The 24,327-nt window shown below is 61.5% G+C and carries 36 protein-coding genes; 2 read left to right on the forward strand and 34 right to left on the reverse strand.

The window, feature by feature from the left end:
* Positions 1-156: 156 nt before the first annotated feature.
* The 3 genes from ccsB to EYW47_RS30250 all read right to left on the reverse strand — a co-directional run bounded on the left by ccsB (position 157) and on the right by EYW47_RS30250 (position 4,459).
* Complete coding sequence (ccsB, locus tag EYW47_RS30240) at positions 157-1,392, reverse strand: c-type cytochrome biogenesis protein CcsB (RefSeq protein WP_133198505.1); 1,236 nt, start codon at positions 1,390-1,392, stop codon at positions 157-159.
* Positions 1,393-1,455: 63 nt separating this feature from the next.
* The gene (locus EYW47_RS30245) at positions 1,456-3,657 is read right to left on the reverse strand and encodes a cytochrome c biogenesis protein ResB (RefSeq protein ID WP_133198506.1); all 2,202 of its coding nucleotides are present in this window, start codon (positions 3,655-3,657) and stop codon (positions 1,456-1,458) included.
* 130 nt (positions 3,658-3,787) lie between these two features.
* Positions 3,788-4,459: a c-type cytochrome gene (locus tag EYW47_RS30250; RefSeq protein WP_133198507.1), complete on the reverse strand. Its 672-nt coding sequence runs from the start codon at positions 4,457-4,459 to the stop codon at positions 3,788-3,790.
* A 235-nt stretch (positions 4,460-4,694) separates the two neighbouring features.
* Here EYW47_RS30250 and yihA point away from each other — a divergent pair, with 235 nt between their 5' ends.
* Both yihA and hemB read left to right on the forward strand, forming a co-directional pair.
* On the forward strand, positions 4,695-5,360 hold the full coding sequence (yihA, locus tag EYW47_RS30255) for a ribosome biogenesis GTP-binding protein YihA/YsxC (RefSeq protein ID WP_133198508.1): 666 nt from the start codon (positions 4,695-4,697) through the stop codon (positions 5,358-5,360).
* 382 nt (positions 5,361-5,742) lie between these two features.
* On the forward strand, positions 5,743-6,741 hold the full coding sequence (gene hemB, locus EYW47_RS30260) for a porphobilinogen synthase (RefSeq protein WP_133198509.1): 999 nt from the start codon (positions 5,743-5,745) through the stop codon (positions 6,739-6,741).
* Between the two features lie 111 nt (positions 6,742-6,852).
* Here hemB and dsbD read toward each other — a convergent pair whose 3' ends face one another.
* The 31 genes from dsbD to rpsJ form a co-directional block, all read right to left on the reverse strand.
* Entirely contained in the window at positions 6,853-8,829 is a 1,977-nt protein-coding gene (dsbD, locus tag EYW47_RS30265) for a protein-disulfide reductase DsbD (RefSeq protein ID WP_133198510.1), read from the reverse strand.
* Positions 8,822-9,154 (reverse strand): divalent-cation tolerance protein CutA, encoded by a 333-nt coding sequence (gene cutA / locus EYW47_RS30270; protein WP_133198511.1) that lies wholly within the window; start codon positions 9,152-9,154, stop codon positions 8,822-8,824. The genes dsbD and cutA overlap by 8 nt, the downstream gene beginning before the upstream one ends.
* Positions 9,155-9,400: 246 nt before the next feature.
* Positions 9,401-9,793 (reverse strand): 50S ribosomal protein L17, encoded by a 393-nt coding sequence (gene rplQ / locus EYW47_RS30275; RefSeq protein WP_027797304.1) that lies wholly within the window; start codon positions 9,791-9,793, stop codon positions 9,401-9,403.
* Positions 9,794-9,934: 141 nt separating this feature from the next.
* The gene (locus EYW47_RS30280) at positions 9,935-10,912 is read right to left on the reverse strand and encodes a DNA-directed RNA polymerase subunit alpha (protein ID WP_028222614.1); all 978 of its coding nucleotides are present in this window, start codon (positions 10,910-10,912) and stop codon (positions 9,935-9,937) included.
* Between the two features lie 125 nt (positions 10,913-11,037).
* On the reverse strand, positions 11,038-11,661 hold the full coding sequence (rpsD, locus tag EYW47_RS30285; protein ID WP_028213336.1) for a 30S ribosomal protein S4: 624 nt from the start codon (positions 11,659-11,661) through the stop codon (positions 11,038-11,040).
* A gap of 164 nt (positions 11,662-11,825) precedes the next feature.
* Positions 11,826-12,230 carry a 30S ribosomal protein S11 gene (rpsK, locus tag EYW47_RS30290; RefSeq protein ID WP_006052224.1) on the reverse strand — a complete coding sequence of 135 codons (405 nt, stop codon included), beginning with the start codon at positions 12,228-12,230 and terminating at the stop codon, positions 11,826-11,828.
* 28 nt (positions 12,231-12,258) lie between these two features.
* A complete protein-coding gene (gene rpsM, locus EYW47_RS30295; RefSeq protein ID WP_027797301.1) occupies positions 12,259-12,624 on the reverse strand; it encodes a 30S ribosomal protein S13 in 366 nt (121 codons plus the stop codon).
* Between the two features lie 35 nt (positions 12,625-12,659).
* Positions 12,660-12,776, reverse strand: coding sequence for a 50S ribosomal protein L36 (gene rpmJ, locus EYW47_RS30300; RefSeq protein WP_027819338.1), 117 nt, complete (start codon positions 12,774-12,776; stop codon positions 12,660-12,662).
* 20 nt (positions 12,777-12,796) lie between these two features.
* A complete protein-coding gene (gene infA / locus EYW47_RS30305) occupies positions 12,797-13,015 on the reverse strand; it encodes a translation initiation factor IF-1 (RefSeq protein WP_004521905.1) in 219 nt (72 codons plus the stop codon).
* Positions 13,016-13,021: 6 nt separating this feature from the next.
* Positions 13,022-14,368 (reverse strand): preprotein translocase subunit SecY, encoded by a 1,347-nt coding sequence (gene secY, locus EYW47_RS30310; protein ID WP_028222617.1) that lies wholly within the window; start codon positions 14,366-14,368, stop codon positions 13,022-13,024.
* Positions 14,369-14,427: 59 nt separating this feature from the next.
* The gene (gene rplO / locus EYW47_RS30315; RefSeq protein WP_028222618.1) at positions 14,428-14,862 is read right to left on the reverse strand and encodes a 50S ribosomal protein L15; all 435 of its coding nucleotides are present in this window, start codon (positions 14,860-14,862) and stop codon (positions 14,428-14,430) included.
* A gap of 35 nt (positions 14,863-14,897) precedes the next feature.
* Positions 14,898-15,080 carry a 50S ribosomal protein L30 gene (gene rpmD, locus EYW47_RS30320; protein WP_010106952.1) on the reverse strand — a complete coding sequence of 61 codons (183 nt, stop codon included), beginning with the start codon at positions 15,078-15,080 and terminating at the stop codon, positions 14,898-14,900.
* A gap of 11 nt (positions 15,081-15,091) precedes the next feature.
* Positions 15,092-15,610, reverse strand: coding sequence for a 30S ribosomal protein S5 (gene rpsE, locus EYW47_RS30325; RefSeq protein ID WP_028206522.1), 519 nt, complete (start codon positions 15,608-15,610; stop codon positions 15,092-15,094).
* A gap of 14 nt (positions 15,611-15,624) precedes the next feature.
* Entirely contained in the window at positions 15,625-15,990 is a 366-nt protein-coding gene (gene rplR / locus EYW47_RS30330) for a 50S ribosomal protein L18 (RefSeq protein WP_027819343.1), read from the reverse strand.
* Between the two features lie 12 nt (positions 15,991-16,002).
* Positions 16,003-16,533 (reverse strand): 50S ribosomal protein L6, encoded by a 531-nt coding sequence (rplF, locus tag EYW47_RS30335; protein WP_133198512.1) that lies wholly within the window; start codon positions 16,531-16,533, stop codon positions 16,003-16,005.
* Between the two features lie 18 nt (positions 16,534-16,551).
* Complete coding sequence (rpsH, locus tag EYW47_RS30340) at positions 16,552-16,947, reverse strand: 30S ribosomal protein S8 (RefSeq protein WP_027819345.1); 396 nt, start codon at positions 16,945-16,947, stop codon at positions 16,552-16,554.
* 14 nt (positions 16,948-16,961) lie between these two features.
* Positions 16,962-17,267 carry a 30S ribosomal protein S14 gene (rpsN, locus tag EYW47_RS30345; RefSeq protein ID WP_027819346.1) on the reverse strand — a complete coding sequence of 102 codons (306 nt, stop codon included), beginning with the start codon at positions 17,265-17,267 and terminating at the stop codon, positions 16,962-16,964.
* Positions 17,268-17,274: 7 nt separating this feature from the next.
* Complete coding sequence (rplE, locus tag EYW47_RS30350; RefSeq protein ID WP_133198513.1) at positions 17,275-17,814, reverse strand: 50S ribosomal protein L5; 540 nt, start codon at positions 17,812-17,814, stop codon at positions 17,275-17,277.
* 16 nt (positions 17,815-17,830) lie between these two features.
* Positions 17,831-18,139, reverse strand: a complete 309-nt coding sequence (gene rplX, locus EYW47_RS30355; protein WP_027819348.1) for a 50S ribosomal protein L24 — start codon at positions 18,137-18,139, stop codon at positions 17,831-17,833.
* Between the two features lie 9 nt (positions 18,140-18,148).
* Positions 18,149-18,517: a 50S ribosomal protein L14 gene (gene rplN, locus EYW47_RS30360; RefSeq protein WP_028213345.1), complete on the reverse strand. Its 369-nt coding sequence runs from the start codon at positions 18,515-18,517 to the stop codon at positions 18,149-18,151.
* Positions 18,518-18,863: 346 nt separating this feature from the next.
* Complete coding sequence (gene rpsQ, locus EYW47_RS30365) at positions 18,864-19,136, reverse strand: 30S ribosomal protein S17 (protein WP_133198514.1); 273 nt, start codon at positions 19,134-19,136, stop codon at positions 18,864-18,866.
* Complete coding sequence (gene rpmC, locus EYW47_RS30370; RefSeq protein WP_027819350.1) at positions 19,133-19,327, reverse strand: 50S ribosomal protein L29; 195 nt, start codon at positions 19,325-19,327, stop codon at positions 19,133-19,135. Before rpmC ends, rpsQ begins: the two co-directional genes overlap by 4 nt.
* Before the next feature lie 10 nt (positions 19,328-19,337).
* Entirely contained in the window at positions 19,338-19,754 is a 417-nt protein-coding gene (gene rplP, locus EYW47_RS30375) for a 50S ribosomal protein L16 (protein ID WP_027797288.1), read from the reverse strand.
* A 2-nt stretch (positions 19,755-19,756) separates the two neighbouring features.
* Positions 19,757-20,548, reverse strand: coding sequence for a 30S ribosomal protein S3 (gene rpsC, locus EYW47_RS30380; RefSeq protein WP_027797287.1), 792 nt, complete (start codon positions 20,546-20,548; stop codon positions 19,757-19,759).
* Between the two features lie 11 nt (positions 20,549-20,559).
* Complete coding sequence (rplV, locus tag EYW47_RS30385; protein WP_004199272.1) at positions 20,560-20,889, reverse strand: 50S ribosomal protein L22; 330 nt, start codon at positions 20,887-20,889, stop codon at positions 20,560-20,562.
* Positions 20,890-20,901: 12 nt separating this feature from the next.
* Complete coding sequence (gene rpsS / locus EYW47_RS30390; RefSeq protein ID WP_027797286.1) at positions 20,902-21,177, reverse strand: 30S ribosomal protein S19; 276 nt, start codon at positions 21,175-21,177, stop codon at positions 20,902-20,904.
* A gap of 10 nt (positions 21,178-21,187) precedes the next feature.
* Positions 21,188-22,015: a 50S ribosomal protein L2 gene (gene rplB, locus EYW47_RS30395; RefSeq protein WP_133198515.1), complete on the reverse strand. Its 828-nt coding sequence runs from the start codon at positions 22,013-22,015 to the stop codon at positions 21,188-21,190.
* A 2-nt stretch (positions 22,016-22,017) separates the two neighbouring features.
* Positions 22,018-22,332, reverse strand: coding sequence for a 50S ribosomal protein L23 (rplW, locus tag EYW47_RS30400; RefSeq protein ID WP_028206513.1), 315 nt, complete (start codon positions 22,330-22,332; stop codon positions 22,018-22,020).
* A complete protein-coding gene (rplD, locus tag EYW47_RS30405; protein ID WP_028222627.1) occupies positions 22,329-22,949 on the reverse strand; it encodes a 50S ribosomal protein L4 in 621 nt (206 codons plus the stop codon). Before rplD ends, rplW begins: the two co-directional genes overlap by 4 nt.
* Positions 22,949-23,608, reverse strand: coding sequence for a 50S ribosomal protein L3 (gene rplC / locus EYW47_RS30410; RefSeq protein WP_028222628.1), 660 nt, complete (start codon positions 23,606-23,608; stop codon positions 22,949-22,951). The genes rplD and rplC overlap by 1 nt, the downstream gene beginning before the upstream one ends.
* Positions 23,609-23,809: 201 nt before the next feature.
* The gene (gene rpsJ, locus EYW47_RS30415; protein WP_017777154.1) at positions 23,810-24,121 is read right to left on the reverse strand and encodes a 30S ribosomal protein S10; all 312 of its coding nucleotides are present in this window, start codon (positions 24,119-24,121) and stop codon (positions 23,810-23,812) included.
* Positions 24,122-24,327: the final 206 nt, after the last annotated feature.

Below are 24,327 nucleotides of genomic sequence, written 5' to 3' on the forward strand. Positions count from 1 at the left end.
GCCCGCGCGCCGTTCGGGGCCCACCACTACCGGGCAAACGCACGCCATCCACAATCCTTCCCGCCTGGCCAACAAAAAACCGCCGGAGCGCAAGGCATCCAGCGGTTAGTTCGTTGCGTGGGCGGCTGCGGTTACACCACGCGCCATTACCGGGCGTTACAGCTTGCCGTAGCTATGCAGGCCCGAGAGGAACATGTTCACGCCGAGGAAAGCGAAGGTCGTGACGAGCAGGCCCGTGAGCGCCCACCAGGCGGCCACGCCGCCGCGCAGCCCCTTCATGAGGCGCATGTGCAGCCAGGCCGCGTAGTTGAGCCACACGATCAGCGCCCAGGTTTCCTTCGGGTCCCAGCTCCAGTAGCCGCCCCAAGCCTGCGCGGCCCACAGCGCGCCGAGAATGGTGGCGATGGTGAAGAACGCGAAGCCGACAGCGATCGACTTGTACATGACGTCGTCGAGCACGTCGAGCGCGGGCAGGCGGTCCGCCAGCACGCCGCGCTCCTTCATGATGTAGGCCACGCCCACCATCGCCGAGAGCGCGAAGCTGCCGTAGCCGATGAAGTTCGCCGGCACGTGGATCTTCATCCACCAGCTTTGCAGCGCGGGCACGAGCGGCTGGATCTGCTGCGCGTCGCGCGAGATCGAATACCACATCAGGAAGCCCACGGCCGCGCTGATCACGAGCAGCACGAACGCGCCGAGCGAACGCGTGTTGTAGTGCTTTTCGTAATACAGATAGAAGAGCGCCGTGATGAGGCTGAACAGCACGAACACTTCGTAGAGGTTCGAGATGGGAATATGGCCGACGTCCGCGCCAATCAGGTAGGACTCGTACCAGCGCACCATCAGGCCGACGAAGCCCATCAGCACCGCCGCCCACGTGAGCTTCGAGCCGATCGACCCGCCCGAGGGCGAGCGCGAGAGCAAACCGACCCAATAGAAGAACGTCGCGAGCACGAAGAGCGCGCTCATCCACAGGATGGCCGACTGGCTCGAGAGGAAGTACTTGAGGAAGAACGCCTGATCGGCGCGCGCGAGGTCGCCCTGGTAGATCTGGATCGCGCCAATCGAGAGCACGGCGATGGCCGCCATCAGGAGGCGCGCCGGCTTCCAGCGCCAGCCGAGCACGACGAGCGCCGGCACCGTGCCGCAGAGCACCAGCTTGTCGTAGTAATTCATATGCGCGTGATAGCGCGAGAGCGCGAAGCCCGCGCCCGCTACCAGCGCCAGCGCGAACAGCCAGTCGAGTGCCGTGAGACGGCGCAGGAAGGGCCGTTCGTCGAAGAAGGCCTCTGCGTGGGGATCATGCGCGAGCGTTGCGTCGCGCGCCGCAGCGGCAGCCGCGCGGTCGGCGCGGCTCGTTTGCGCGGAAGAAGTAACCTGAGTCAAGTCCATGGGCTTACCGGTGTCGATCGTGAGTTTCCGTGGATCGCGTCAATCGTTTGAATGGCGCGTGGATCAAGGGGTACGGTCCGTCCCGCCGTCGCCTGCGCCGGTCTTGGGTTTCGCGCCCAAGGCACGGGAGACCGCTTCGCGGGTACGGGCAAACTCTTTCTCGAAGTCGAGGGTGCGGCGCGCGGTCGACATCGCCATGATGACGTCGACGCCCTTGCCGCTGGCCTCGCTCCGGTCCTTCAGCCAGAACCACAGACGCCGCTCGCGCACGTAGAACATCGAGAAGATCCCGAGCACGAGCAACAGGCTGCCAAGATACACGACTTTCTTGCCTGGCGCGCGCGTCAACTGAAATACCGAAGCTTGCACCTGCTTGAATGAATCAAGCTGTAGATAGACAGGCGATCCGTACAGGAAGCTGTCCGAAACCGCGTTGATCGAGTCCTGCACGAAGCGAGCCGACTGCGCATCGGGCGTGAGCATGGGCTCGCCCACCTGCGTGCGCGCGAGCTGCCAGAGATCCCACGTCGCGCCTTCGAGCATGCGCAACAGGAGCCCCGCGGCCTTTTCCTGCTGATCCTTGGGCACGGATTTGTCGATGAATGCCGCCACCGCCTGGAAGCCGCCCGTCTGCGCTTTGGGCGCGCCTTGCGTCGAAGGGTCGCCGCCCGCGAAAAGGGTCAATACACGCAGCGCGCTGTCTTCCAGATGCTGCTGCAATTCGTGGTTCGAATCGGGGACCGAGCGTACGGCGAAGCGGTGCGCGGCTTGTGCGCGCAGCGCCGGATCCTCGAATGCGGCGCGCAGCAGCATCCACTCCTTCATCGTGCCACCGCTGTCGGCGGGGATGCGCAGGTAGCGGAACGGCTCGTCGGGGTTCTCGCGCATGCCCGCGAGGAAGATGCGCGCGCCGCCCACGTCGACGGGCAGCATGTAGTTGTTGTACTCGCGCGCCTGGCCATCCTTGTCGCGCACCTTGTACTGCACCGACGGCCCGACGTTATGCAGGTCGAGCGGCTTCGAGCTCTTCGCGCCCGAGCCGAGGCGCTCGTCGAACGCTTCCTTGAGGGTCTGATGCGCGACGCCGCGCACGTCGTTCTGGCCGCTGCCGTTCGAGACGTTCTCGACGTTGATCGCGCGGAAGTCGGCGAATTCGATGGTCTGGCCGTCCACGCCCGGCACGCTCTCGCCCACGGGCAGCTTCAGCGGCGCCGAATTGCCGATCGTGCCGCCGAACGGGAAGCTCTTTGCGTTCGCGCCGGCCATGGGCCAGGCGGTCATCTGCATCTGCGAGCCGCCGTCCTGGAAACTCGACTGATAGATCGACACGCCGTCGTACTCGAACGGCTCGTTCACCTCGATACGCGCCGGAATGCGCTGGCCCGTCTTGTGATCGATCACGACGATGTCGCTCGCGAAGAGCTTGGGCATGCCGGTCGAGTAGTAATCGACAATGAACTTGTTGAGCTGGATCGAGAACGGCAGGTCCTGGATGAGCGAGCCGTTGGGCTGGTTCAGGATGGCCGTCGAAACATACTGGCCCTCGGGCACCCACGCGTAGCCGCGGAAGGTCGGGTTCGAGGTCGAGAGGCGATGCTCGGGCGCGATGTCGTTGATGACGGCGTTGCTCTGGATGGGCGTCTTGTTGAAGAGCCACATCTGGAATTTGATCGGCAGATTGCTGTCGAGCAGGCCGCCGACGCAGATCACCACGATGGCAACGTGCGCGAAGATATAGCCGATCTTCGTGAGCGCACCGCGCTTGGCGGCGATGAGCGTCGCGCCCTCGCTCTCGCGGGTGACGAACTTGTAGCCGAGGCGCTGCGCGAGCTTGCCGAGCGTGGCAGCCGTCTCGCCGCGCGTGGCGCCTTCGAGCGCGAACTCGCCCTTGTGATGGAACGCACGCAGGCTGCCTTCGCGAACCTTGTCCTTCCAGCTCTTCATGTCCGCGATCATCTTCGGCGCGTTGCGGATCACGCACAGCGAGATCGACACCACGAGAAAGCCGAGGATGGTCATGAACCACCAGGCGCTGTAGACCGTGTAGAGGCTCAGCGAACGGAAGATGTCAGCCCAGAACGGGCCGAACTGGTTGACGTAGTTAGGGTAGGGGTCGTCCTGCGTGAGCACCGTGCCGATGATGCTCGCAATGGACAGCACCACGAGCAGCGCGATGGCAAAGCGCATCGAACTGAGCAGCTCGACGGCACTCCTGACCGCCCTCTGGCGGATATTCAACTGCAAACCCTGCGTGGTGACGCTCATTCAAACTCCGCTTCTCATTGCACTTTTCAGCTGCGCACTACAGAAAAAAAGGGTGCAGGACCGCCGCATCGACGCGGCGCCCACACCCTTTTCTTGTTCTTCGACCGCTCGACGCCAGGCCGGTATCGATTCAATGCAGACCGGCCGCGTAGTCGGCAACAGCCTTGATCTCGTCGTCCGAGAGACGGTGCGAGATCTCGTGCATCGGCTCGTTGTTGTTGCGCGTGCGCTGCTGGAACGCCTGCAGTTGCGCGACGATATATTCCGACCATTGGCCCGAAAGACGCGGGTACTGGATCGGGATGCCCTGCCCCGTCGGTCCGTGACACGCGGCACACGCGGGCACGCCCTTATCGGCGATGCCGGCGCGCCAGATCTTCTGGCCGATCGGCACGGTCTGCGCGTCGTGCGCAAAGCCGGGCTTGGGCGTCTGCGACTCGAACCAGGCCGCGACGTTGATCATATCCTGATCGGAAAGCGCGCTGGCAAAGCCAACCATAATTGGATTATTACGCGCAGGGGGCTTGCCACCGGGCTGTGGCTTGAAATCCTTGAGCTGTTTGACGAGATATTCGGCGTGCTGGCCAGCAAGTTTGGGATAGGCGCCGCCGCTGCTGTTGCCGTCGGCGCCATGACAGGCGGCGCACACTTGCCCCGCAATGGCCTGCCCACGGGCGAGATCGGGCTTGGCCGGGGCCGGCTCGGCTGCCATCGCCATCATCGAAACGCCTGCTGCAAGACCTGCCGTTGTCGCAACTATCGCAAATTGGAGTAACTTGAAGGACTTGCCCAGTCGATTCATTCGCGCACCTTGTTTCGTCTTGTGGGAATCAGGTTCTGCAAATACGACAGCGACCGATCTACCTCGAAAGCCCCGCGCTGGCCTCGCCGGTATTCAGTAAACCATCGCATTGTACAATAGCGCGCAAGGCGCCAAGGCGCCAGTCGGGCCTCTCCCCGATATCTCCAGATCCTTCCCGGCTCCCCCGGGCCTGGCGGACCCGCCGCCTCGCTTTTTTCATATTGTGGTCCTATCCATGGCGTTGCTGCTGCATCAAGCCCGTTTCTTCACGACAGTGAACCATTTGCGCGACCTGCCCGCCACCGCGCGGCCCGAAGTCGCGTTCGCCGGGCGCTCCAACGCAGGCAAATCCACGGCGATCAACCTGCTGTGCAACCAGAAGCGTCTCGCCTTCGCGTCGAAGACACCGGGCCGCACGCAGCACATCAATTATTTTTCGGTGGGCAACGCCGACGATCCCGCGGGCTATCTGGTCGACTTGCCGGGCTACGGCTATGCCGAAGTGCCGGAAGCCGCGAAGGCGCATTGGGAGCAATTGCTCTCGCTCTATCTGCAAACGCGTGCGCAGCTCGCCGGCCTCGTGCTGATGATGGACGCGCGCCGTCCGCTCACCGAGCTGGACCGACGCATGATCGAGTGGTTCGCGTCGACCGGTAAGCCGATCCACGCACTCCTCACGAAATGCGACAAATTGACGCGACAAGAAAGCGTCCTGGCGCTGCGAACGACGAACAAGGCCTTCGACGAATACCGCAAGGAAGGCTATGAGGGGAAGCTGAGCGCACAGCTCTTTTCGGCACTCAAGCGCGTGGGGCTCGACGAAGCGCACGAGGTCATCGAAAGCTGGATTGTGCCCGAGGCCAAATTGGGCGCCACTCAAGCCGCAGCACCCAAGCCGTAAGACGAAACCCGGGGCGGCCGCGCCTGCCGCAAGCGCCGTGCAATCAGGTGATTACACCGCCGAAACCGCACATTTGCGCTCTTCGCCGTCAATAGCTCTCCTGCGACTTTCTGCACACCAATGCGCCCGACCCACATATCGGGACGCACGACGCCACGTGCGTCCCCTGGGCGTGCGCATGACACATTTCGGCCGCACATAAAAAAACCCGCCGTACATGCCGGCGGGTCAAACAGCCTTATCGAAAAACGACAGGCACCCGCTCAGGGAGGAGAAGCGGGGAGTCTGGCGCCAGGCGCCTCGCTCGATCGGTATGATATACCATTGTCCTGAAAAGTTTCCTGCGCACCTGGGCGCGCTCCGTTTCAAGATATCTCCCGACATGAGCTTCTATCCGCATCATCGTCCGCGCCGCATGCGCCGCGACGACTTCTCGCGCCGCCTGATGCGCGAAAACCTCCTGACCACCAATGACCTGATCTATCCCGTGTTCGTGGTCGCGGGCAGCAACGTGCGCGAAGCCGTGCCGTCGATGCCCGGCGTCGAGCGCGTCTCGATCGATCTGCTCATGGGCGTCGCCGAGCAGTGCGTCGAGCTGGGCATTCCGGTGCTCTCGCTCTTCCCCGCCGTCGATCCGGCATTGAAGACGCCCGACGGCATCGAGGCAACCAACCCCGACGGCACGATTCCGTGCGCCGTGCGCGAGCTCAAGCAGCGTTTCCCCGATCTGGGCGTGCTGTGCGACGTCGCGCTCGACCCGTACACGAGCCACGGCCAGGACGGCGTGATCGACGAAAACGGCTACGTCATCAACGATGAGACGGTCGAGATCCTCGTCGCGCAGGCGCGCACGCAAGCCGAAGCGGGCGTCGACATCGTCGCGCCTTCGGACATGATGGACGGCCGTATCGGCGCGATCCGCGAGATGCTCGAGAGCGAGAACCACATCCACACGAAGATCATGGCCTACTCGGCCAAATATGCGTCGGCGTTCTACGGGCCGTTCCGCGACGCCGTGGGCTCGGCGTCGAATCTGGGCAAGGGCAACAAGATGACCTACCAGATGGACCCGTCGAACTCGGATGAGGCGCTGCGCGAAGTGCGCCTCGACATCGAGGAAGGCGCCGACATGGTGATGGTCAAGCCCGGCATGCCGTATCTCGACATCGTGCGCCGCGTGAAGGACGAATTCCGCTTCCCGACCTACGTGTACCAGGTGAGCGGCGAATACGCGATGCTCAAGGCCGCCGCGCAAAACGGCTGGCTCGACCACGACAAGGTGATGATGGAGTCGCTGCTCGCGTTCAAGCGCGCGGGCGCGGACGGCATCCTCACTTACTTCGCGCTCGACGCCGCCCGACTGCTGCGCGCACAGAAGTAGGTGGCGCAGCGCTTTGCGCGAGGCCCATGCGAAAAAGGCACGTCATTGCGACGTGCCTTTTCTGTTTGTGCAGCGGCTACGCAACGTAGCGTGCGAGACCCTGCGGCGTACTTACGATTTCCCGGTGAGGATCGAAAGCTTGGAGCGTGCCGGAGCCGCCGACGCAGACGGTGCCTGCGCCGCCACACGGTCGAGCCGGGCGAGGAATTTGTCCGCGTTCTCGTAGCCCACCACGCGCAATACTTCCTGGCCGCTCGCATCGAAGAAGATGATGCCAGGCGGCCCGAACAGGCCGAAGCGTTTGAGCAGCGCCTGGTCGTCGGGGCTGTTGGCCGTCACGTCGGCGCGCAGGAGCCCGAGCTGTTCGAGGCGCGCCTGCACGCGCGGGTCGCTGAACGTGAACTTCTCCATCTCCTTGCAGCTCACGCACCAGTCGGCGTAGAAGTCGAGCATCGAAGGCTTGCCCGCCGCCTTGAGCGCCGCATCGAGTTGCGCCGACGAACGCACCGGCGCGAAGCTCAGTGCATCGGCTTCGGCGGCGGCAGCCTGCGTTGCGCCGTTGCCAGCGCCGCCCACCCGCGCGGCCAGCACGCCGAGCGGACGCAGCGGATCGGTCGAGCCCGCCGAAAGGCCGACGATGAGCGTCGCGGCCCAGATCGCGAACGCCGCGCCCACGCCGCGACCGAGACGGCGCCAGACGTTGGGCGCGCCCGCATTCGGCGTAAAGAGCCCGAGCGCGGCGGCGGCGAGCAGAAGCCAGAGCGCAGCCAGCAGCATTTGCGCGCTCGCACCCAGCACGGGCCACACGATCCACAACGCAGCCGCAAGCAGCACGACGCCGAAGAATACCTTCACGCCGTCCATCCAGGTGCCCGCGCGCGGCAGCAGCGTGCCGGCGCCGAACCCGATGATCATGAGCGGCACGCCCAGCCCGATGCCCATCGCAAAAAGCGCCGCGCCGCCGAGGACGGCGTTGCCCGTGTGCGCGATGAATGCGAGCACGGCGAACAGCGGCGCCGTCATGCAGGCGCCCACCACCAGTGCGGACAGCGCGCCCATCACGGCGACGGCCACGAACTTGCCGCCCGAGCGGCCCTGCGAGGTGCGAGACGCGCCGTCTTGCCAACGCTGCGGCAGCGCGATGTCGTAGCCGGCGATCAGCATCAGGGCGAAGGCGGTGAGCAGCACGGCGAACGCACCGAGCACCCACGGGTTCTGCAGCCACGCACCGAGACTCTGCCCGACCAGCGCGGCAGCAATCCCAAGCACGGTGTAGACAAGCGCCATGCCGAGCACATAGACGAGCGACAGCACGAAGCCACGCGCGCGCGTGACCTGTGCGCCCTCGCCCACGATGATGGCCGACAGAATCGGAATCATCGGATACGAACAGGGCAGCAGGCTCAGCACGATCCCCGCGAGGAAATACAGGCCGACCACGGCGAAGAAGCCGCCGCCTTGCAGCAGCGATTGCGCGTAGTCCGCGCTCGTCGCGCGTTCGTACCACGGCTGCCGCGCATCATCCGCAGGCACCGAAGACGCAATCGAAGCGATCTGAGCGCCATTGCCGCCTGCCGCTGGCGCCGCGCTCTGCCCGCCCACGACAGCCTGCAGCGCCGCGCCGCTCACATGGTAGACATGCTCGGCCGGTGGATAGCAGATACCCGCGTCGGCGCATCCTTGCGAAGTCACCGCAAGATCGAACGCGCCGCTGGCCTGCTTCACCGGCACACGGATCGTCAGTTCTTTGCGGTAGGTTTCGACGTTCTTGTTGAACGTAGTATCGAATTTCACGTGCCCAGGCGGGATCTGCGCGTCGCCGAGCGTGGCCGTGCCATTGCGCGTCGCGAATGCAAAGCGCTCGCGATACATGTAATAGCCATCGGCGATCTTGAAATGGACGTCGACGACGCCAGGCTCTTCACTGGCGCTGAATGTGAAGGCCTGGTCGGGCGGCAGGAAATCGTCGTCGGCACGGGCGGACGCCGCACCGAACAGCAGCGGCAGCAGGCAGCCTACGAATGCGAGGAAAGCCAGAAACGACGTGTACGGCGCGGCGCGCAGGCGCCGATCGAAGCGGTTAGACATGAATGGGGCGCTGTGTCTCGGCAATGACCCATTGGCCGTAGGCGTTCGACGCCGTGACCTGCCACGAGAGTATCTCGGGCGTCTCATAAGGATGCTGGGTCTGGATGAACTGTTCGAGCTCGGCCGCGCGCGCGAGGCTCGTCTTGAAAAGTAGCTGGACCTCGTCGCCGGACTCGATCCTGCCCTGCCAGTGGTACTGCGAATGGACGGGACCCATGCGCGTCACGCAGGCTGCGAGGTGCGCCTCGAGCGCAGTCGACGACAGCTTCTCGGCGGCGTCCTCGTCGGGCACCGTGGTCAGCATCAGGGTCACATTGAGGGTCATGACGAACTCCGGCATGGCGCCCCGCACCCGCGGCGCGAGAGCCAGGGGCGCCTGAGGCAGAACGTTATCGTACCACCGGCATCGATTGACTTCGTTCATGCGCCATCGGCGTGCGTAGCGGCGGCAGACAGCAAACGCACATGAAGGCCGCTTTAATCCGCGCAAAAAACAAAAAAGCCAGGCTAGGCCTGGCTTTTTTGCGCGCCGCTCAGTCGGCAATCGAAACTGCGCTGAGCGACTGAAAGCTTATTCCGCTTCCTGGACGTTCTCTTCCGCGACTTCCGGACGGTCGAGCAGTTCGACCAGAGCCATCGGTGCGTTGTCGCCAACACGGAAACCGAACTTCAGGATACGCAGGTAGCCGCCCGGACGGTTCGCGAAGCGCGGACCGAGCACGTCGAACAGCTTCGTGACCGAGTCACGATCGCGCAGGCGGTTGAACGCCAGACGACGGTTTGCGAGCGACGGCTTCTTGCCCAGCGTGATGAGGGGCTCGACAACCTTACGGAGTTCCTTCGCCTTCGGCAGCGTGGTCTTGATGACTTCGTGCTCGATCAGCGAGTTGGACATGTTACGGAGCATTGCCAGACGGTGGCTGCTCGTGCGGTTCAGTTTCCGCAGACCATGACGGTGACGCATTTCAATTTCCTTGAAACAAAGTTTTGGTCCAGCTCTTCTATCGCCTTGTCGGGTTTGACACCCCCGTCAAAGCACGGGCCGGTACAGAAAAAACGGCAAGACGCGGATTCTAAAGGAAAATCCGCGTCCGTGCCACATTACTTACTTGTCGAGACCAGCCGGCGGCCAGTTTTCGAGCTTCATGCCGAGCGTGAGACCGCGCGAAGCGAGCACTTCCTTGATCTCGTTGAGCGACTTGCGACCCAGGTTCGGGGTCTTGAGCAGCTCGTTCTCGGTGCGCTGGATGAGGTCGCCGATGTAGTAGATGTTCTCGGCCTTCAGGCAGTTCGCCGAGCGAACCGTGAGTTCGAGATCGTCCACCGGACGCAGCAGGATCGGGTCGATCTGCGGTGCGCGCGACGGCGCTTCCGCGGCCGTTTCCGTGCCTTCCAGAGCAGCGAACACCGACAGCTGATCCACGAGGATGCGCGCCGACTGGCGGATCGCTTCCTCAGGCGAGATCACGCCGTTGGTTTCGATGTTCATCACGAGCTTGTCGAGGTCGGTACGCTGCTCGACACGCGCGCTTTCGACGGCGTAGCTCACGCGGCGAACCGGCGAGAACGACGCGTCCAGCACGATGCGGCCGATGATCTTGGCCGACTCGTCGCCGTAGCGGCGCACGTTGCCCGGCACATAGCCGCGGCCCTTCTCGATCTTGATCTGCACGTCGAGCTTGCCGCCCTTCGTCAGATGCGCAACCACGTGTTCCGGGTTGATGACTTCGCAGTCGTGCGAGAGCTCGATGTCGCCAGCGGTGACAACGCCTTCGCCTTCCTTGCGCAGCGTAACCGTCACTTCGTCACGGTTATGCAGCTTGAACACCACGCCCTTCAGGTTCAGCAGCAGGTTGACCACGTCCTCTTGCACACCATCGAGCGTCGAGTATTCGTGCACGACGCCTGCGATCGTCACTTCGGTCGGCGCATAGCCCACCATCGACGACAGCAGCACACGCCGAAGCGCGTTACCCAAGGTGTGGCCATAACCGCGTTCGAACGGCTCCATGACCACTTTCGCGTGGTTCTCGCCGAGCGATTCCACAGCGATGATCTTGGGTTTCAACAAACTGGTTTGCATAGGTTTTCCTTTTCAATACCCTCGGCTCGTTACACCGATAAGGCTGAGAATGGCAACAACCTGAAAAAAACAGCCGAGGCCACCTCCTGCGCGAAGCACAGAGGCTACCCCGGCCGTCAATCCGATTAACGCGAATACAATTCGACGATCAGGCTTTCGTTGATGTCGCCAGCGATGTCGCTGCGCTCCGGCATGCCCTTGAACGTGCCTTCGAACTTCTTCGCATCGACCGCGACCCAACCCGGCATGCCGCCTTGCTCAGCCAGCGACAGCGCTTCGACGATACGCGCCTGCTTCTTCGCCTTTTCGCGAATGGCGACGATGTCGCCTGCCTTCACTTGCATCGACGGGATGTTCGCAACGACGCCGTTCAGCGTGAGAGCCTTGTGGCTCACGAGCTGACGCGCTTCAGCGCGGGTCGATGCGAAGCCCATGCGGTACACGACGTTGTCGAGACGCGATTCGAGCAGTTGCAGCAGGTTTTCGCCGGTGTTGCCCTTGAGACGGTCCGCTTCCGCGAAGTAGCGGCGGAACTGGCGCTCGAGCACGCCGTAGATGCGCTTCACTTTTTGCTTTTCGCGAAGCTGCGTGCCGTAGTCGGACGTGCGGGCGCCCGAGGTGCGGCCGTGCTGACCCGGCTTGCTGTCGAGCTTGCACTTGTCGGCGAGCGAGCGGCGTGCGCTCTTCAGGAAGAGGTCGGTGCCTTCACGGCGGGACAGCTTGGCCTTCGGGCCGATATAACGTGCCACGTTGCTTTCCTTCGATAATTGATCACGCGAAACCTGAGTGGGAAAACCCGCGGTTTCACGCTAGTCCGGCCCTTTGGACCGAACGGTGGGCTTAGTCAATTCAATAACGCCGAGAGCCTGGGTCGCCGTTTCCGGCGGCTCAGGCGATCGGCTAAAGCGACGCCTTAGATACGGCGGCGCTTCGGCGGACGGCAGCCGTTATGCGGGACCGGCGTCACGTCGGAGATCGCGGTGATCTTGATGCCAAGACCATGCAGCGCGCGCACCGCCGATTCGCGGCCAGGACCGGGGCCCTTGATACGCACTTCGAGGTTCTTGACGCCGTATTCCATCGCGACACGGCCAGCCGACTCGGCTGCGACCTGAGCTGCGAAAGGAGTCGACTTGCGCGAACCCTTGAAGCCCTGACCGCCCGAGGTTGCCCAGGCAAGCGCGTTGCCTTGACGGTCGGTGATCGTGATGATGGTGTTGTTGAACGACGCGTGAACGTGAACCACGCCCTCGGCGACGTTCTTCTTGACCTTCTTGCGAACGCGTTGCGCCGCGGAGTTGTTCGAAGCCTTAGCCATTACGTTTTCCTGTAACTGTCAGTTCCGCTTACTTCTTCAGCGACTGTGCTGCGCGGCGCGGACCCTTGCGCGTACGTGCGTTGGTGCGCGTACGCTGGCCACGCAGGGGCAGGCCCTTGCGATGGCGCACGCCGCGGTAGCAGCCGAGGTCCATCAGGCGCTTGATGTTCATCGTCACTTCACGGCGCAGATCGCCTTCGACGACAAACTTGCCCACTTCCTCACGCAGCTTTTCGAGATCCGCGTCGTTCAGGTCCTTGACCTTCTTGTCAAACGGCACACCCGCGGCAACGCAGATGTTGCGCGAACGCGTGCGGCCAACACCGAAAATTGCCGTCAGGCCGATTTCAGTGTGCTGGTGGTTCGGGATGTTAACCCCTGCAATACGAGCCATTGTTTTTCCTCAAACAAAAAGCGCAAGCGCGCTAATCAGCCTTGACGCTGCTTGTGGCGCGGGTCCGAGCTGCAGATCACGCGAACGACGCCGTTGCGCTTGATGATTTTGCAGTTGCGGCAAATGCGCTTTACCGATGCCATCACTTTCATGATATTACCCTTTTTCTAAATCACTTCGCCCGGAACACGATCCGCGCACGCGACAGATCGTAAGGCGTCAACTCAACCGTCACCTTGTCGCCCGGGAGAATGCGGATGTAGTGCATCCGCATTTTTCCGGAAATATGCCCCAGAACGACATGGCCGTTTTCCAGCTTCACCCGGAAGGTCGCGTTGGGGAGGTTTTCGATGACCTCACCCTGCATCTGGATTACATCGTCTTTGGCCATATGTTCTTACCGCATCGGGACTCCGCCGCCCTTGAAGTTAGCCTTCTTGAGCAGCGATTCATATTGTTGCGACATCACGTACGACTGCACCTGCGCCATGAAGTCCATTGTGACGACGACAATGATCAGCAGCGACGTTCCACCAAAATAAAACGGCACATTCCAGCGCAGCACCAGAAACTCGGGCAGCAGGCAGACGAACACGATATAGATCGCACCGGCCAGCGTCAGACGCGTGAGGATGCGGTCGATATAGCGAGCCGTCTGATCGCCCGGGCGGATGCCAGGTACGAACGCGCCGCTCTTTTTCAGGTTGTCGGCCGTTTCCCTGCTGTTGAACACCAGAGCGGTGTAGAAGAAGCAGAAAAAGACGATCGCCAACGCGTACAGCAACACGTACACAGGCTGGCCGGGCTTGAGGGCTTCGGCCACATTGTGCAGCGTGTCTGCGAACCAGCCGGATCGCGATCCCGAACTGAACCAGTTCAGGATGGTTGCCGGGAACAAGATGATCGACGATGCAAAGATCGGCGGAATCACGCCCGACATGTTCAGCTTGAGCGGCAGGTGCGACGACTGCCCACCGTAAATCTTGTTGCCAACCTGACGCTTCGCATAGTTCACGAGGATCTTGCGCTGGCCGCGTTCGATGAACACCACCAGATACGTCACGGCCGCGATCAACGCCACGATGATGATCGCCGAGACGGGGCCCATCGAGCCGGTGCGAACCAGTTCAAAGAGACCACCGATCGCGTTCGGGAAACCCGCTGCGATCCCGCCGAAGATGATGATCGAAATGCCGTTGCCAAGCCCGCGTTCCGTGATTTGCTCACCGAGCCACATCAGGAACATCGTGCCAGTCACCAGCGTCACGACCGTCGTCAGGCGGAACACCATGCCCGGATCGATCACGAGGCCAGGCTGGTTTTCCAGCGCGACCGCGATGCCGAAAGCCTGAAAGGTTGCCAGCACCACCGTGAAGACCCGCGTGTACTGCGTGATCTTGCGTTGTCCAGCCTGCCCTTCCTTCTTCAGCGCCTCGAGCTGCGGCGAGACGATCGCCATCAGCTGCAAGATGATCGACGCCGAGATATACGGCATCACACCCAGCGCGAAGATCGTGAAGCGAGACAGTGCGCCACCCGAGAACATGTTGAACATGCCAAGGATGCCGCCCGACTGGCTCTGGAAGAGCTTCGCCAGTTGATCCGGATCGATACCGGGAACCGGAATATGCGCACCGATACGATAAACGACCAGCGCCAGCAGCAAGAACATTGCACGCCGGCGCAGGTCGCCGAACTTCGGAGCGCTGCGACCGGTTTTTGCGAGACTCGGGCTGTTAGCCAAGTAGCTTCTCCGATGCAGATGTTAGTGACGGCGGGCAAGCCCGCACGCACCACTCACAATCACTCGGCAAAAGAACCGCCTGCTGCTTCGATCGCAGCACGCGCATTCTTCGTCGCACCCAGGCCCTTGACCACGACCTTGCGCTTGATTTCGCCGGTGGCGATGATCTTCGCGCTTCTGGTCATTTCGCCAACGAGGCCTGCCTGCTTGAGAGCGAGCAGATCGATTTCGTCGACCGGCAGCTTCTCGATGTCGGCGAGGCGCACTTCACCCACGAATTCCTTCGTCAGCGAGGTGAAGCCGCGCTTCGGCAGACGGCGCTGCAGCGGCATTTGACCGCCTTCGAAGCCGACCTTGTGGAAGCCGCCCGAACGCGATTTCTGACCCTTGTGACCACGGCCAGCGGTCTTGCCGAGGCCGGAGCCGATGCCGCGACCGACGCGACGCTTTGCGTGCTTCGCGCCTTCTGCCGGCTTCAGGTTATTCAATTCCATTTCAAACTCCTGGAGTCTTTTGGTCCGCGAGCGCGTTAACCGATGACCTTGACGAGGTACGAGACCTTGTTGATCATGCCGCGCACAGCCGGCGTGTCCTGCAGCTCGGAGACCGAGTTCAGGCGGCGCAGGCCAAGACCGCGCACGGTGGCACGGTGCGTTTCGCGGGTCCCAATCAGGCTCTTGACGAGCTGAACCTTGACAGTTTTTTCAGACATGGTGCCCACCCTTAGCCCAGAATGTCTTCGACGGACTTGCCGCGCTTCGCTGCGATGTCAGCCGGGGTCGACTGCTTGCGCAGGCCGTCCAGCGTGGCACGAACGAGGTTGTACGGGTTCGTCGAACCGTGGCTCTTGGCCACGACGTTCTGCACGCCCATCACGTCGAACACTGCGCGCATCGGGCCGCCGGCGATCACGCCCGTACCTGCCTTCGCCGGAGCGAGGAGGACGACCGATGCGCCGTGCTTGCCGTGCACTTCGTGTTGCAGGGTGCCGTTCTTCAGGGGCACCTTGAACATGTTGCGGCGAGCTTGTTCCATCGCCTTCTGGACAGCAACGGGCACTTCCTTCGACTTGCCCTTGCCCATACCGACGCGGCCATCACCATCGCCGACCACGGTCAGTGCGGCGAAGCCGAGAATACGGCCACCCTTCACGACCTTGGTCACGCGATTGACCGAAATCATTTTTTCGCGAAGGCCGTCGTCGCGTTCGTCAGCCTGAACTTTCGCTTGCATCTTTGCCATGACGAATTCCTTCCTTAGAACTTGAGCCCGGCTTCGCGCGCAGCATCAGCCAGCGCCTTGACGCGGCCGTGATAGCGGAAACCCGAGCGGTCAAAGGCGACGGATTCGATGCCGGCGGCCTTAGCCTTTTCTGCAATACGCTTGCCGATCAGCGAGGCAGCGGCGACGTTGCCGCCCTTGCCCGACTGGTCAGCCAGTTGCGCACGCACTTCGGCTTCAAGCGTCGACGCGCTGGCCAGCACCTTGGTGCCGCAGGGCGAGAACACTTGCGCATAGATGTGCGTGTTCGTGCGATGCACGGCCAGACGCGCGACCTGCAGCTCAGCGATCTTGAGACGCGTCTGACGAGCGCGGCGCAGGCGAGATTGAGTCTTATCCATGATTGCGCACCCTTACTTCTTCTTCGTTTCTTTGAGGATCACAACCTCGTTGGCGTAACGCACACCCTTGCCCTTATAGGGCTCAGGCGGGCGATAACCGCGCACTTCGGCAGCGGTTTGGCCAACTTTTTGCTTGTCGATCCCCTTGATCACGATTTCCGTTTGCGACGGGGTTTCAGCCTTGACGCCTTCGGGCATCTGGTGCACCACGGGGTGCGAGAAACCCAGCGACAGGTTCAGCTTGTCGCCTTGCGCTTGAGCACGGTAACCGACGCCAACCAGCGTCAGCTTGCGCTCGAAACCCTTCGTCACGCCTTGCACCATGTTCGCGACAATCGCGCGCATCGTGCCCGACATCGCATTGGCTTCGCGGCTTTCATCGGTCGGCTCGAACTTGAGCGTACCGTTGTCGTTCACCACCTTCACGAGGCGGTTCGCAGCTTGCGAAATCGTACCCAGCGGGCCCTTGACGGTAATCTTCTCGTCGCTGAGCGTCGCTTCTGCGCCTTGCAGCGCGATCGGGCTCTTACCTACTCGAGACATGTTTCTTCTCCTTCGGCGTTAAGCGACGTAGCAGATAACTTCGCCGCCGACGCCAGTAGCGCGCGCCTTGCGGTCCGTCATCACACCCTTCGGCGTCGACACGATCGCAACGCCCAGGCCATTCATGACCTGCGGGATGTCGTTGCGGCCACGGTACACGCGCAGACCCGGCTTCGAGACGCGTTCGATGCGCTCGATAACGGGACGGCCAGCGTAGTACTTCAACGCGATGTTCAATTCCGACTTCGCACCTTCGGTCTTCACCGCGAAGTCGTCGATATAACCTTCGTCCTTCAGAACCTGCGCAATGGCAATCTTCACTTTCGACGAGGGCATAGCAACCGAAACCTTCTCGACCATCTGCGCATTGCGGATGCGAGTCAGCATATCGGCGATAGGATCACTCATGCTCATTTATGTTTCTCCTATTACCAGCTCGCCTTGGTGATGCCAGGGATCTCACCACGGAACGCGATTTCACGAATCTTGTTACGTGCGAGACCGAATTTGCGGAACGTGCCACGCGGACGACCCGTGATCGCGCAGCGGTTACGCTTGCGGGTCGGGTTCGAGTTGCGCGGCAGTTGTTGCAGTTCGAGGCGAGCTGCGTAACGCTCTTCTTCCGACTTGCTTTGGTCGTCGATGATCGCCTTCAGCTCTGCGCGCTTCGGCGCAAATTTCGCTGCCAGACGAGCGCGCTTCTTTTCACGTTCGATCAGTGCCAGTTTAGCCACGGTAACCTCAGTTTCTGAACGGGAACTTGAAGCCGGCGAGCAGTGCCTTTGCTTCTTCGTCGGTCTTCGCGGTCGTCGTGATGCTGATGTTCAGCCCACGCAGCGCGTCGATCTTGTCGTAGTCGATTTCGGGGAAAATGATCTGCTCTTTCACACCGATGTTGTAGTTACCACGGCCGTCGAACGCCTTGCCCGACACACCGCGGAAGTCGCGCACGCGAGGCAGCGCAACCGTCACGAAACGGTCGAGGAATTCGTACATGGCATGACCACGCAGCGTGACCATCGTGCCGATCGGATAACCTTCGCGGATCTTGAAACCGGCGATTGCCTTACGCGACTTCGTCACGACAGGCTTCTGGCCGGCGATCTTCGTGAGGTCGCCAACGGCGTGCTCGAGGACCTTCTTGTCAGCGACGGCTTCACCGACACCCATGTTCAGGGTGATCTTGGTGAGGCGCGGCACTTCCATGACCGACTTGTAACCGAACTTCTCGATCAGGCCAGGAACGACCTTCTCTTTATAAAATTCTTGCAAACGTGCCATTTTTTACTCCGCAGCGTCAGGCGCTCAGGACAGCACCGGTCGTCTTCAGGAAACGAACCTTCTTGTCCCCTTCGACCTTGATGCCCACGCGCGACGGCTTGCCGTTCGCGTCGACCAGTGCGACGTTCGAGATAGCCAGCGGCATTGCCTTGGCTTCCACGCCACCCGTCGTCCCCTTCATGGGGTTCGGCTTCACATGCTTTTTAGCGATGTTGATGCCTTCGACCGTGACGCGCTCTTCACCGATGGCCACCACGACACCGCGCTTGCCCTTGTCTTTGCCAGTGACGACGATGACTTCGTCACCCTTGCGAATCTTGTTCATCGCGACTCCTTACAGCACTTCCGGCGCCAGCGAAACGATCTTCATGAATCGTTCGCTACGCAGCTCACGCGTAACCGGCCCGAAAATGCGGGTGCCGATCGGCTCAAGCTTGGTATTCAAAAGCACGGCGGCGTTGCCATCGAACTTGATCAGCGAGCCGTCTTGACGGCGCACGCCCTTGGCGGTGCGAACCACAACAGCGTTGTAGATTTCGCCCTTCTTTACGCGCCCGCGCGGCGTTGCTTCCTTGACGCTCACCTTGATGATGTCGCCAATGCTGGCATAACGACGCTTCGAGCCGCCGAGCACCTTGATGCACATGACTTCACGCGCACCCGTGTTGTCGGCTACTTCAAGCCGAGTTTCGGTCTGGATCATGGTTTATCTTTCCCAACTTAATCCGGTCGCGCCACCATGGCACATCCGGTCAGTCTTGGTCCCGTCAGCCGCGCCGCCACTAGAACGACCGCTCAGCTGCTTGGGTTAGAACAGCAGCGACGGCAAACGAAACCGGCCATCGCATTCCGGTGAATCTTGCAGATCCGGGCTGGCGCCCGAACCACTTCCCTCACTACTTTTGCCCATTGCTTTGCCAACAACGAGCCCATAAAGAGGGAAGACCAAGACTATAACTCGATAATCTTGGTCTCGCAAGCGAAATCTTTAGCGATTTCAACTACTTCTGCATCCCGGAGAGAGGCTCCCCGGGATGTTGCATCACTTTTTAGATGATGCGTGCTGCTTCGATCAGCTTCGACACGGTCCAGGCCTTCGTCTTCGAGATCGGACGGGTTTCCTGGATTTCCACGAGGTCGCCCTCGTTGTACGTGTTCGACTCGTCGTGCGCGTGGTACTTCTTCGACTGCACAACGTACTTGCCGTAGATCGGGTGCTTGACGCGGCGCTCGACCAGAACGGTGACCGTCTTGTCCATCTTGTTGCTGACGACCTTGCCGACCAGCGTCCGCTTAAGCGAGGTTTTCACGCTTTCGTTCATTTCTGGTTCGCCTTTTGAGTCAGGACGGTCCGCACACGTGCGATGTCGCGACGAACCTTCTTCAGCTGGCTCGTGTTCGTGAGCTGCTGGGTCGCGAGTTGCATGCGCAGGCCGAATTGCGCCTTCAAGAGGTCCGACAGCTCCTGATCGAGCGCGGCCTTGTCTTTCTGAAGAAGTTCAGATGCCTTCATCATTAACTCCTTAGGCGCCGAGCTGGCGAACCATGAAGACCGTCTTCAGCGGCAGCTTGGCTGCAGCCAGACGGAAGGCTTCACGGGCCAGTTCTTCGGACACACCATCCATTTCATACAGCATCTTGCCCGGTTGAATCTCTGCGACGTAGTACTCAGGGTTACCCTTACCGTTACCCATACGCACTTCCGCCGGCTTTTGCGAGATCGGCTTGTCCGGGAAGATACGGATCCAGATGCGGCCGCCACGCTTGATGTGACGCGTCATTGCACGACGCGCCGCTTCAATCTGACGCGCGGTCAGGCGACCACGACCGATAGCCTTCAGACCGTATTCACCGAACGAAACTGCGTTGCCGCGCGTTGCGACGCCGGTGTTACGACCCTTCTGCTCTTTGCGATACTTCCTGCGTTTCGGTTGCAGCATCGTTATTCTCCACTCTTGCCGTCACCACCGGCGCCACGGCGCGGTGCGCCACGACGGGCACCCGGTGCGCCTTCGCCATCACGGCGCGGACGACGATCGCCCGGGCGCGCGTTGCGGCGCGGACGCTTTTCTTCGGCGACTTCTTCCACCACCGGTGCGTCGTTGCGGCCGAGCGTGTCGCCCTTGTAGACCCAAACCTTCACGCCGATGATGCCGTACGTCGTCTTCGCTTCCGAGGTTGCGTAGTCGATGTCAGCACGCAGCGTGTGAAGCGGCACTCGACCTTCGCGGTACCACTCGGTACGTGCGATTTCGATACCGTTCAGACGGCCGGCGCTCATGATCTTGATGCCCTGGGCACCCAGACGCATCGCGTTCTGCATCGCGCGCTTCATTGCGCGACGGAACATGATGCGGCGCTCGAGCTGCTGCGTGATCGAGTCGGCGATCAGCTGCGCGTCGGTTTCCGGCTTGCGGATTTCTTCGATGTTCACGTGAACCGGAACGCCCATGCGCTTCTGGAGCTCGGCCTTGAGGAGTTCGATGTCCTCGCCCTTCTTGCCGATCACCACACCCGGGCGCGAGCTGTAAATCGTGATGCGAGCGTTCTTTGCCGGACGCTCGATCACAACACGGCCCACCGAAGCGTTCTTCAGCTTCTTCTTCAGGTATTCACGAACACCGATGTCTTCCTTCAACATCGCCGCGAAATTGTTGTTGTTCGCGTACCAGCGCGAAGCCCAATTGCGGCTGACGGCCAAACGGAAGCCAGTCGGATGAATTTTCTGTCCCATCGTATGGCTCCTTAATTCCCGACCGTCACAGTGATGTGACAGGATTGCTTCTCGATGCGGTTGCCGCGGCCCTTGGCGCGCGCGGTGAAACGCTTCAGCGAAGCCGCCTTGTCGACGTAGATGCTCTTGATCTTGAGCTCGTCGATGTCGGCGCCTTCGTTGTGTTCCGCGTTTGCGATCGCCGAGAGCACAACCTTTTTCACGATGCCAGCCGCTTTCTTCGGCGAGAACGTCAGAACGTTCAGCGCCTTGTCGACCGGCAGACCGCGGATCTGGTCAGCCACAAGGCGCGTTTTCTGCGCCGAGATGCGGGCACCGCGATGAATTGCCTTCACTTCCATCTTGATTGCCCCTTATTTCTTGGCCTTCTTGTCGGCCGCGTGACCCTTGAACGTCCGGGTCAGTGCGAACTCGCCAAGCTTGTGGCCGACCATGTTTTCCGTGACATACACGGGAACGTGTTGACGGCCGTTATGAACGGCGATCGTCAGGCCGATGAAGTCCGGCAGGATCGTCGAACGACGCGACCAGGTCTTGATCGGTTTCTTGTCGCGCGTTGCTGCAGCCGCCTCAACCTTCTTCAGCAAATGGGCGTCGCAGAACGGACCTTTCTTAATAGAACGTGCCATTGCCTACTCCTTAACGCTTGTGACGGCGCTGGACGATCATGCTCGTCGTGCGCTTGTTGCTGCGGGTGCGATAGCCCTTCGTCGGCGTGCCCCACGGGCTCACCGGGTCGCGACCAGCCGCAGTCTTGCCTTCGCCACCACCGTGCGGGTGGTCGACCGGGTTCATTGCAACGCCACGCACCGTCGGGCGGATACCGCGCCAGCGGTTCGCGCCAGCCTTACCGATTTGACGGAGGCTGTGCTCTTCGTTGCCGACTTCACCGATCGTCGCGCGGCACTCGACGTGCACGCGGCGGATTTCGCCCGAACGCAGACGAACCTGCGCGTAGACGCCTTCACGGGCCAGCAGCATGGCCGACGTGCCAGCCGAACGCGCGATCTGCGCGCCCTTGCCCGGCAGCATCTCGATGCAGTGGATCGTCGTACCGACCGGAATGTTGCGGATCGGCAGGGTGTTGCCCGCCTTGATCGGCGCTTCCGAGCCCGACATCAGCGGCGTGCCAACCGTCACGCCCTTCGGCGCGATGATGTAGCGGCGCTCGCCGTCTGCGTACAGAACCAGCGCGATGTTCGCGCTACGGTTCGGGTCATACTCGAGACGCTCCACCTTCGCGGGGATGCCGTCCTTCGTACGACGGAAATCGATCACACGGTAATGCTGCTTGTGACCACCACCCTGGTGACGCGTCGTGATATGACCGTTGTTGTTACGGCCCGCCTTCACGGATTGCTTTTCGAGCAGCGGTGCGTACGGCGCGCCCTTATGCAGATCCTTGTTGACGATCTTCACCATCGCGCGGCGACCCGGCGAGGTCGGCTTAACTTTCACGATTGCCATGATTACTTGGCCTCCGCTTCAAAGTTGATTTCCTGGCCGGGCTTCAGGCAGACATACGCCTTCTTCACGTCCTTGCGCTTGCCGTTGAAGCGGCCAAAGCGCTTGGCTTTACCCTTCTGGACCAGCACATTGACGGACTCGACTTCCACCTTGAACAGCAGCTCGACAGCAGCCTTGACTTCCTGCTTGTTCGCGTCCGGCGCGACTTCGAAGACGACTTGCTCGTTCTTCTCCGCCACCAGCGTCGCCTTTTCGGAGATCACCGGCGCGAGCAGGACCTGCATCAAACGATGATCGTTCTTGCGAATCTCGCTCATGACAGCAACTCCTCGATCTGGGCGACCGCTGCCTTCGTGATCAGGATCTTCTTGAAGTAGATCAGCGAGAGCGGGTCGGCAAAGCGCGGCTCAACGACCGCCACGTGGGGCAGGTTGCGCGACGCCAGGAACAGGTTCTCGTCGACCGTGTCGGTGATGACCAGCACGGATTCGAGACCCATGGCCTTGAACTTTTCGGCCAGCAGCTTCGTCTTCGGCGCTTCGAGCGAGAGCTCTTCGACAACCGAGATGCGGCCTTCGCGGGCCAGCTGCGAGAAGATCGAGCAGAGGCCTGCGCGATGCATCTTCTTGTTGACCTTGTGCGAGAAGTTTTCTTCCGGCGAATTCGGGAAGATGCGACCACCGCCACGCCACAGCGGGCTCGACGACATACCGGCACGAGCGCGGCCCGTACCCTTCTGACGCCACGGCTTCTTGGTGGTGTGCTTGACTTGCTCGCGGTCCTTCTGCGCGCGGTTACCGCTGCGCGCGTTCGCCTGGTAGGCGACAACGATCTGGTGAATCAGCGCTTCGTTGTAGTCACGGCCGAACACGACGTCCGACGCGTTAACTGCTGCGCCTTCCTGACCATTAGCGTTCAGGAGCTTCAGTTCCATTATTGCGCTCCTTTCTTGGCGCGGGCCTTGACGGCCGGCGTCACGAAAACCTTGCCGCCCTTTGCACCCGGGACAGCACCCTTCACGAGCAGCAGCTTGCGCTCTGCGTCGATACGGGCGATTTCGAGGTTCTGCACCGTCACGGTTTCGTCACCCATGTGACCGGTCATGCGCTTACCCGGAAACACGCGGCCCGGATCCTGCGCCATACCGATCGAGCCCGGCACGTTGTGCGAGCGCGAGTTACCGTGCGAAGCACGACCCGATGCGAAGTTGTAACGCTTGATGGTACCGGCGTAGCCCTTACCGATCGAGGTGCCTTGCACGTCGATCTTCTGGCCTTCTTCGAAGAGTTCTACACCGATCACAGCGCCAGCGGACAGTTCGGCAGCCTTGGCGGCGTCGATCTGGAATTCCTTGAGGATTTCACCGGCTTGAACGCCAGCTTTGGCGAGATGACCTGCGAGCGGCTTCGTCACGCGCGATGCGCGGCGCGTACCGAACGCAACCTGAACGGCCGTGTAGCCGTCGGTTTCAACAGTCTTGATCTGCGTCACGCGGTTGTCGGACACGTCCAGCACGGTAACGGGAATCGAGTCCCCATCGGCCGTGAAGATACGAGTCATGCCAACCTTGCGACCTACGAGTCCAAGGCTCATCGTTTTCTCCATTCCCGACTGCGATTGGTCGGGGCTAATTTACAAAGTACCGGCGCGTTTCTCAGGGTAAAGGCCTGAAAGGGACACACCGATTTTTTGCGCAGATGCGCGAAAAGACGTCAAGTATAACGTCCTCTCTCGTTTTCCGCAAGCAATCAAAGACTTAGCGCTATCAGGCTAACCGGACAGCGCTTGAGGCCCTTACTGCAGCTTGATTTCGACGTCCACACCAGCCGGCAGGTCCAGCTTCATCAGCGCGTCGACGGTCTTGTCCGTCGGGTCGACGATGTCCATCAGGCGCAGATGGGTGCGGATTTCGAGCTGATCGCGCGAGGTCTTGTTGACGTGCGGCGAACGCAGGATGTCGAAACGCTGGATGCGCGTCGGCAGCGGCACCGGGCCACGAACGATTGCACCCGTCCGCTTCGCCGTGTCGACGATTTCAGCAGCCGACTGGTCGATCAGGCGATAGTCGAAAGCCTTCAGGCGAATACGGATCTTTTGGTTCTGCATGACAATTCCTTGAAAAGAGCGAGGCGGACTTGCTCCGCCAGACTGGATAAAGAGCGCAGGACCGGATCGCGGCGGGCGCCGCGGCCCGGTCCCTGGTACATCAACTTCTACTGCGTGCCGCATGTGACTGCGGCAAACCAGCGATTTTACTCGATGATCTTGGCGACGACACCGGCGCCGACGGTACGGCCACCTTCGCGGATTGC

Source organism: Paraburkholderia silviterrae (genome assembly GCF_004353915.1).
In the GTDB taxonomy this organism is placed as follows: Bacteria; Pseudomonadota; Gammaproteobacteria; order Burkholderiales; family Burkholderiaceae; genus Paraburkholderia; species Paraburkholderia silviterrae.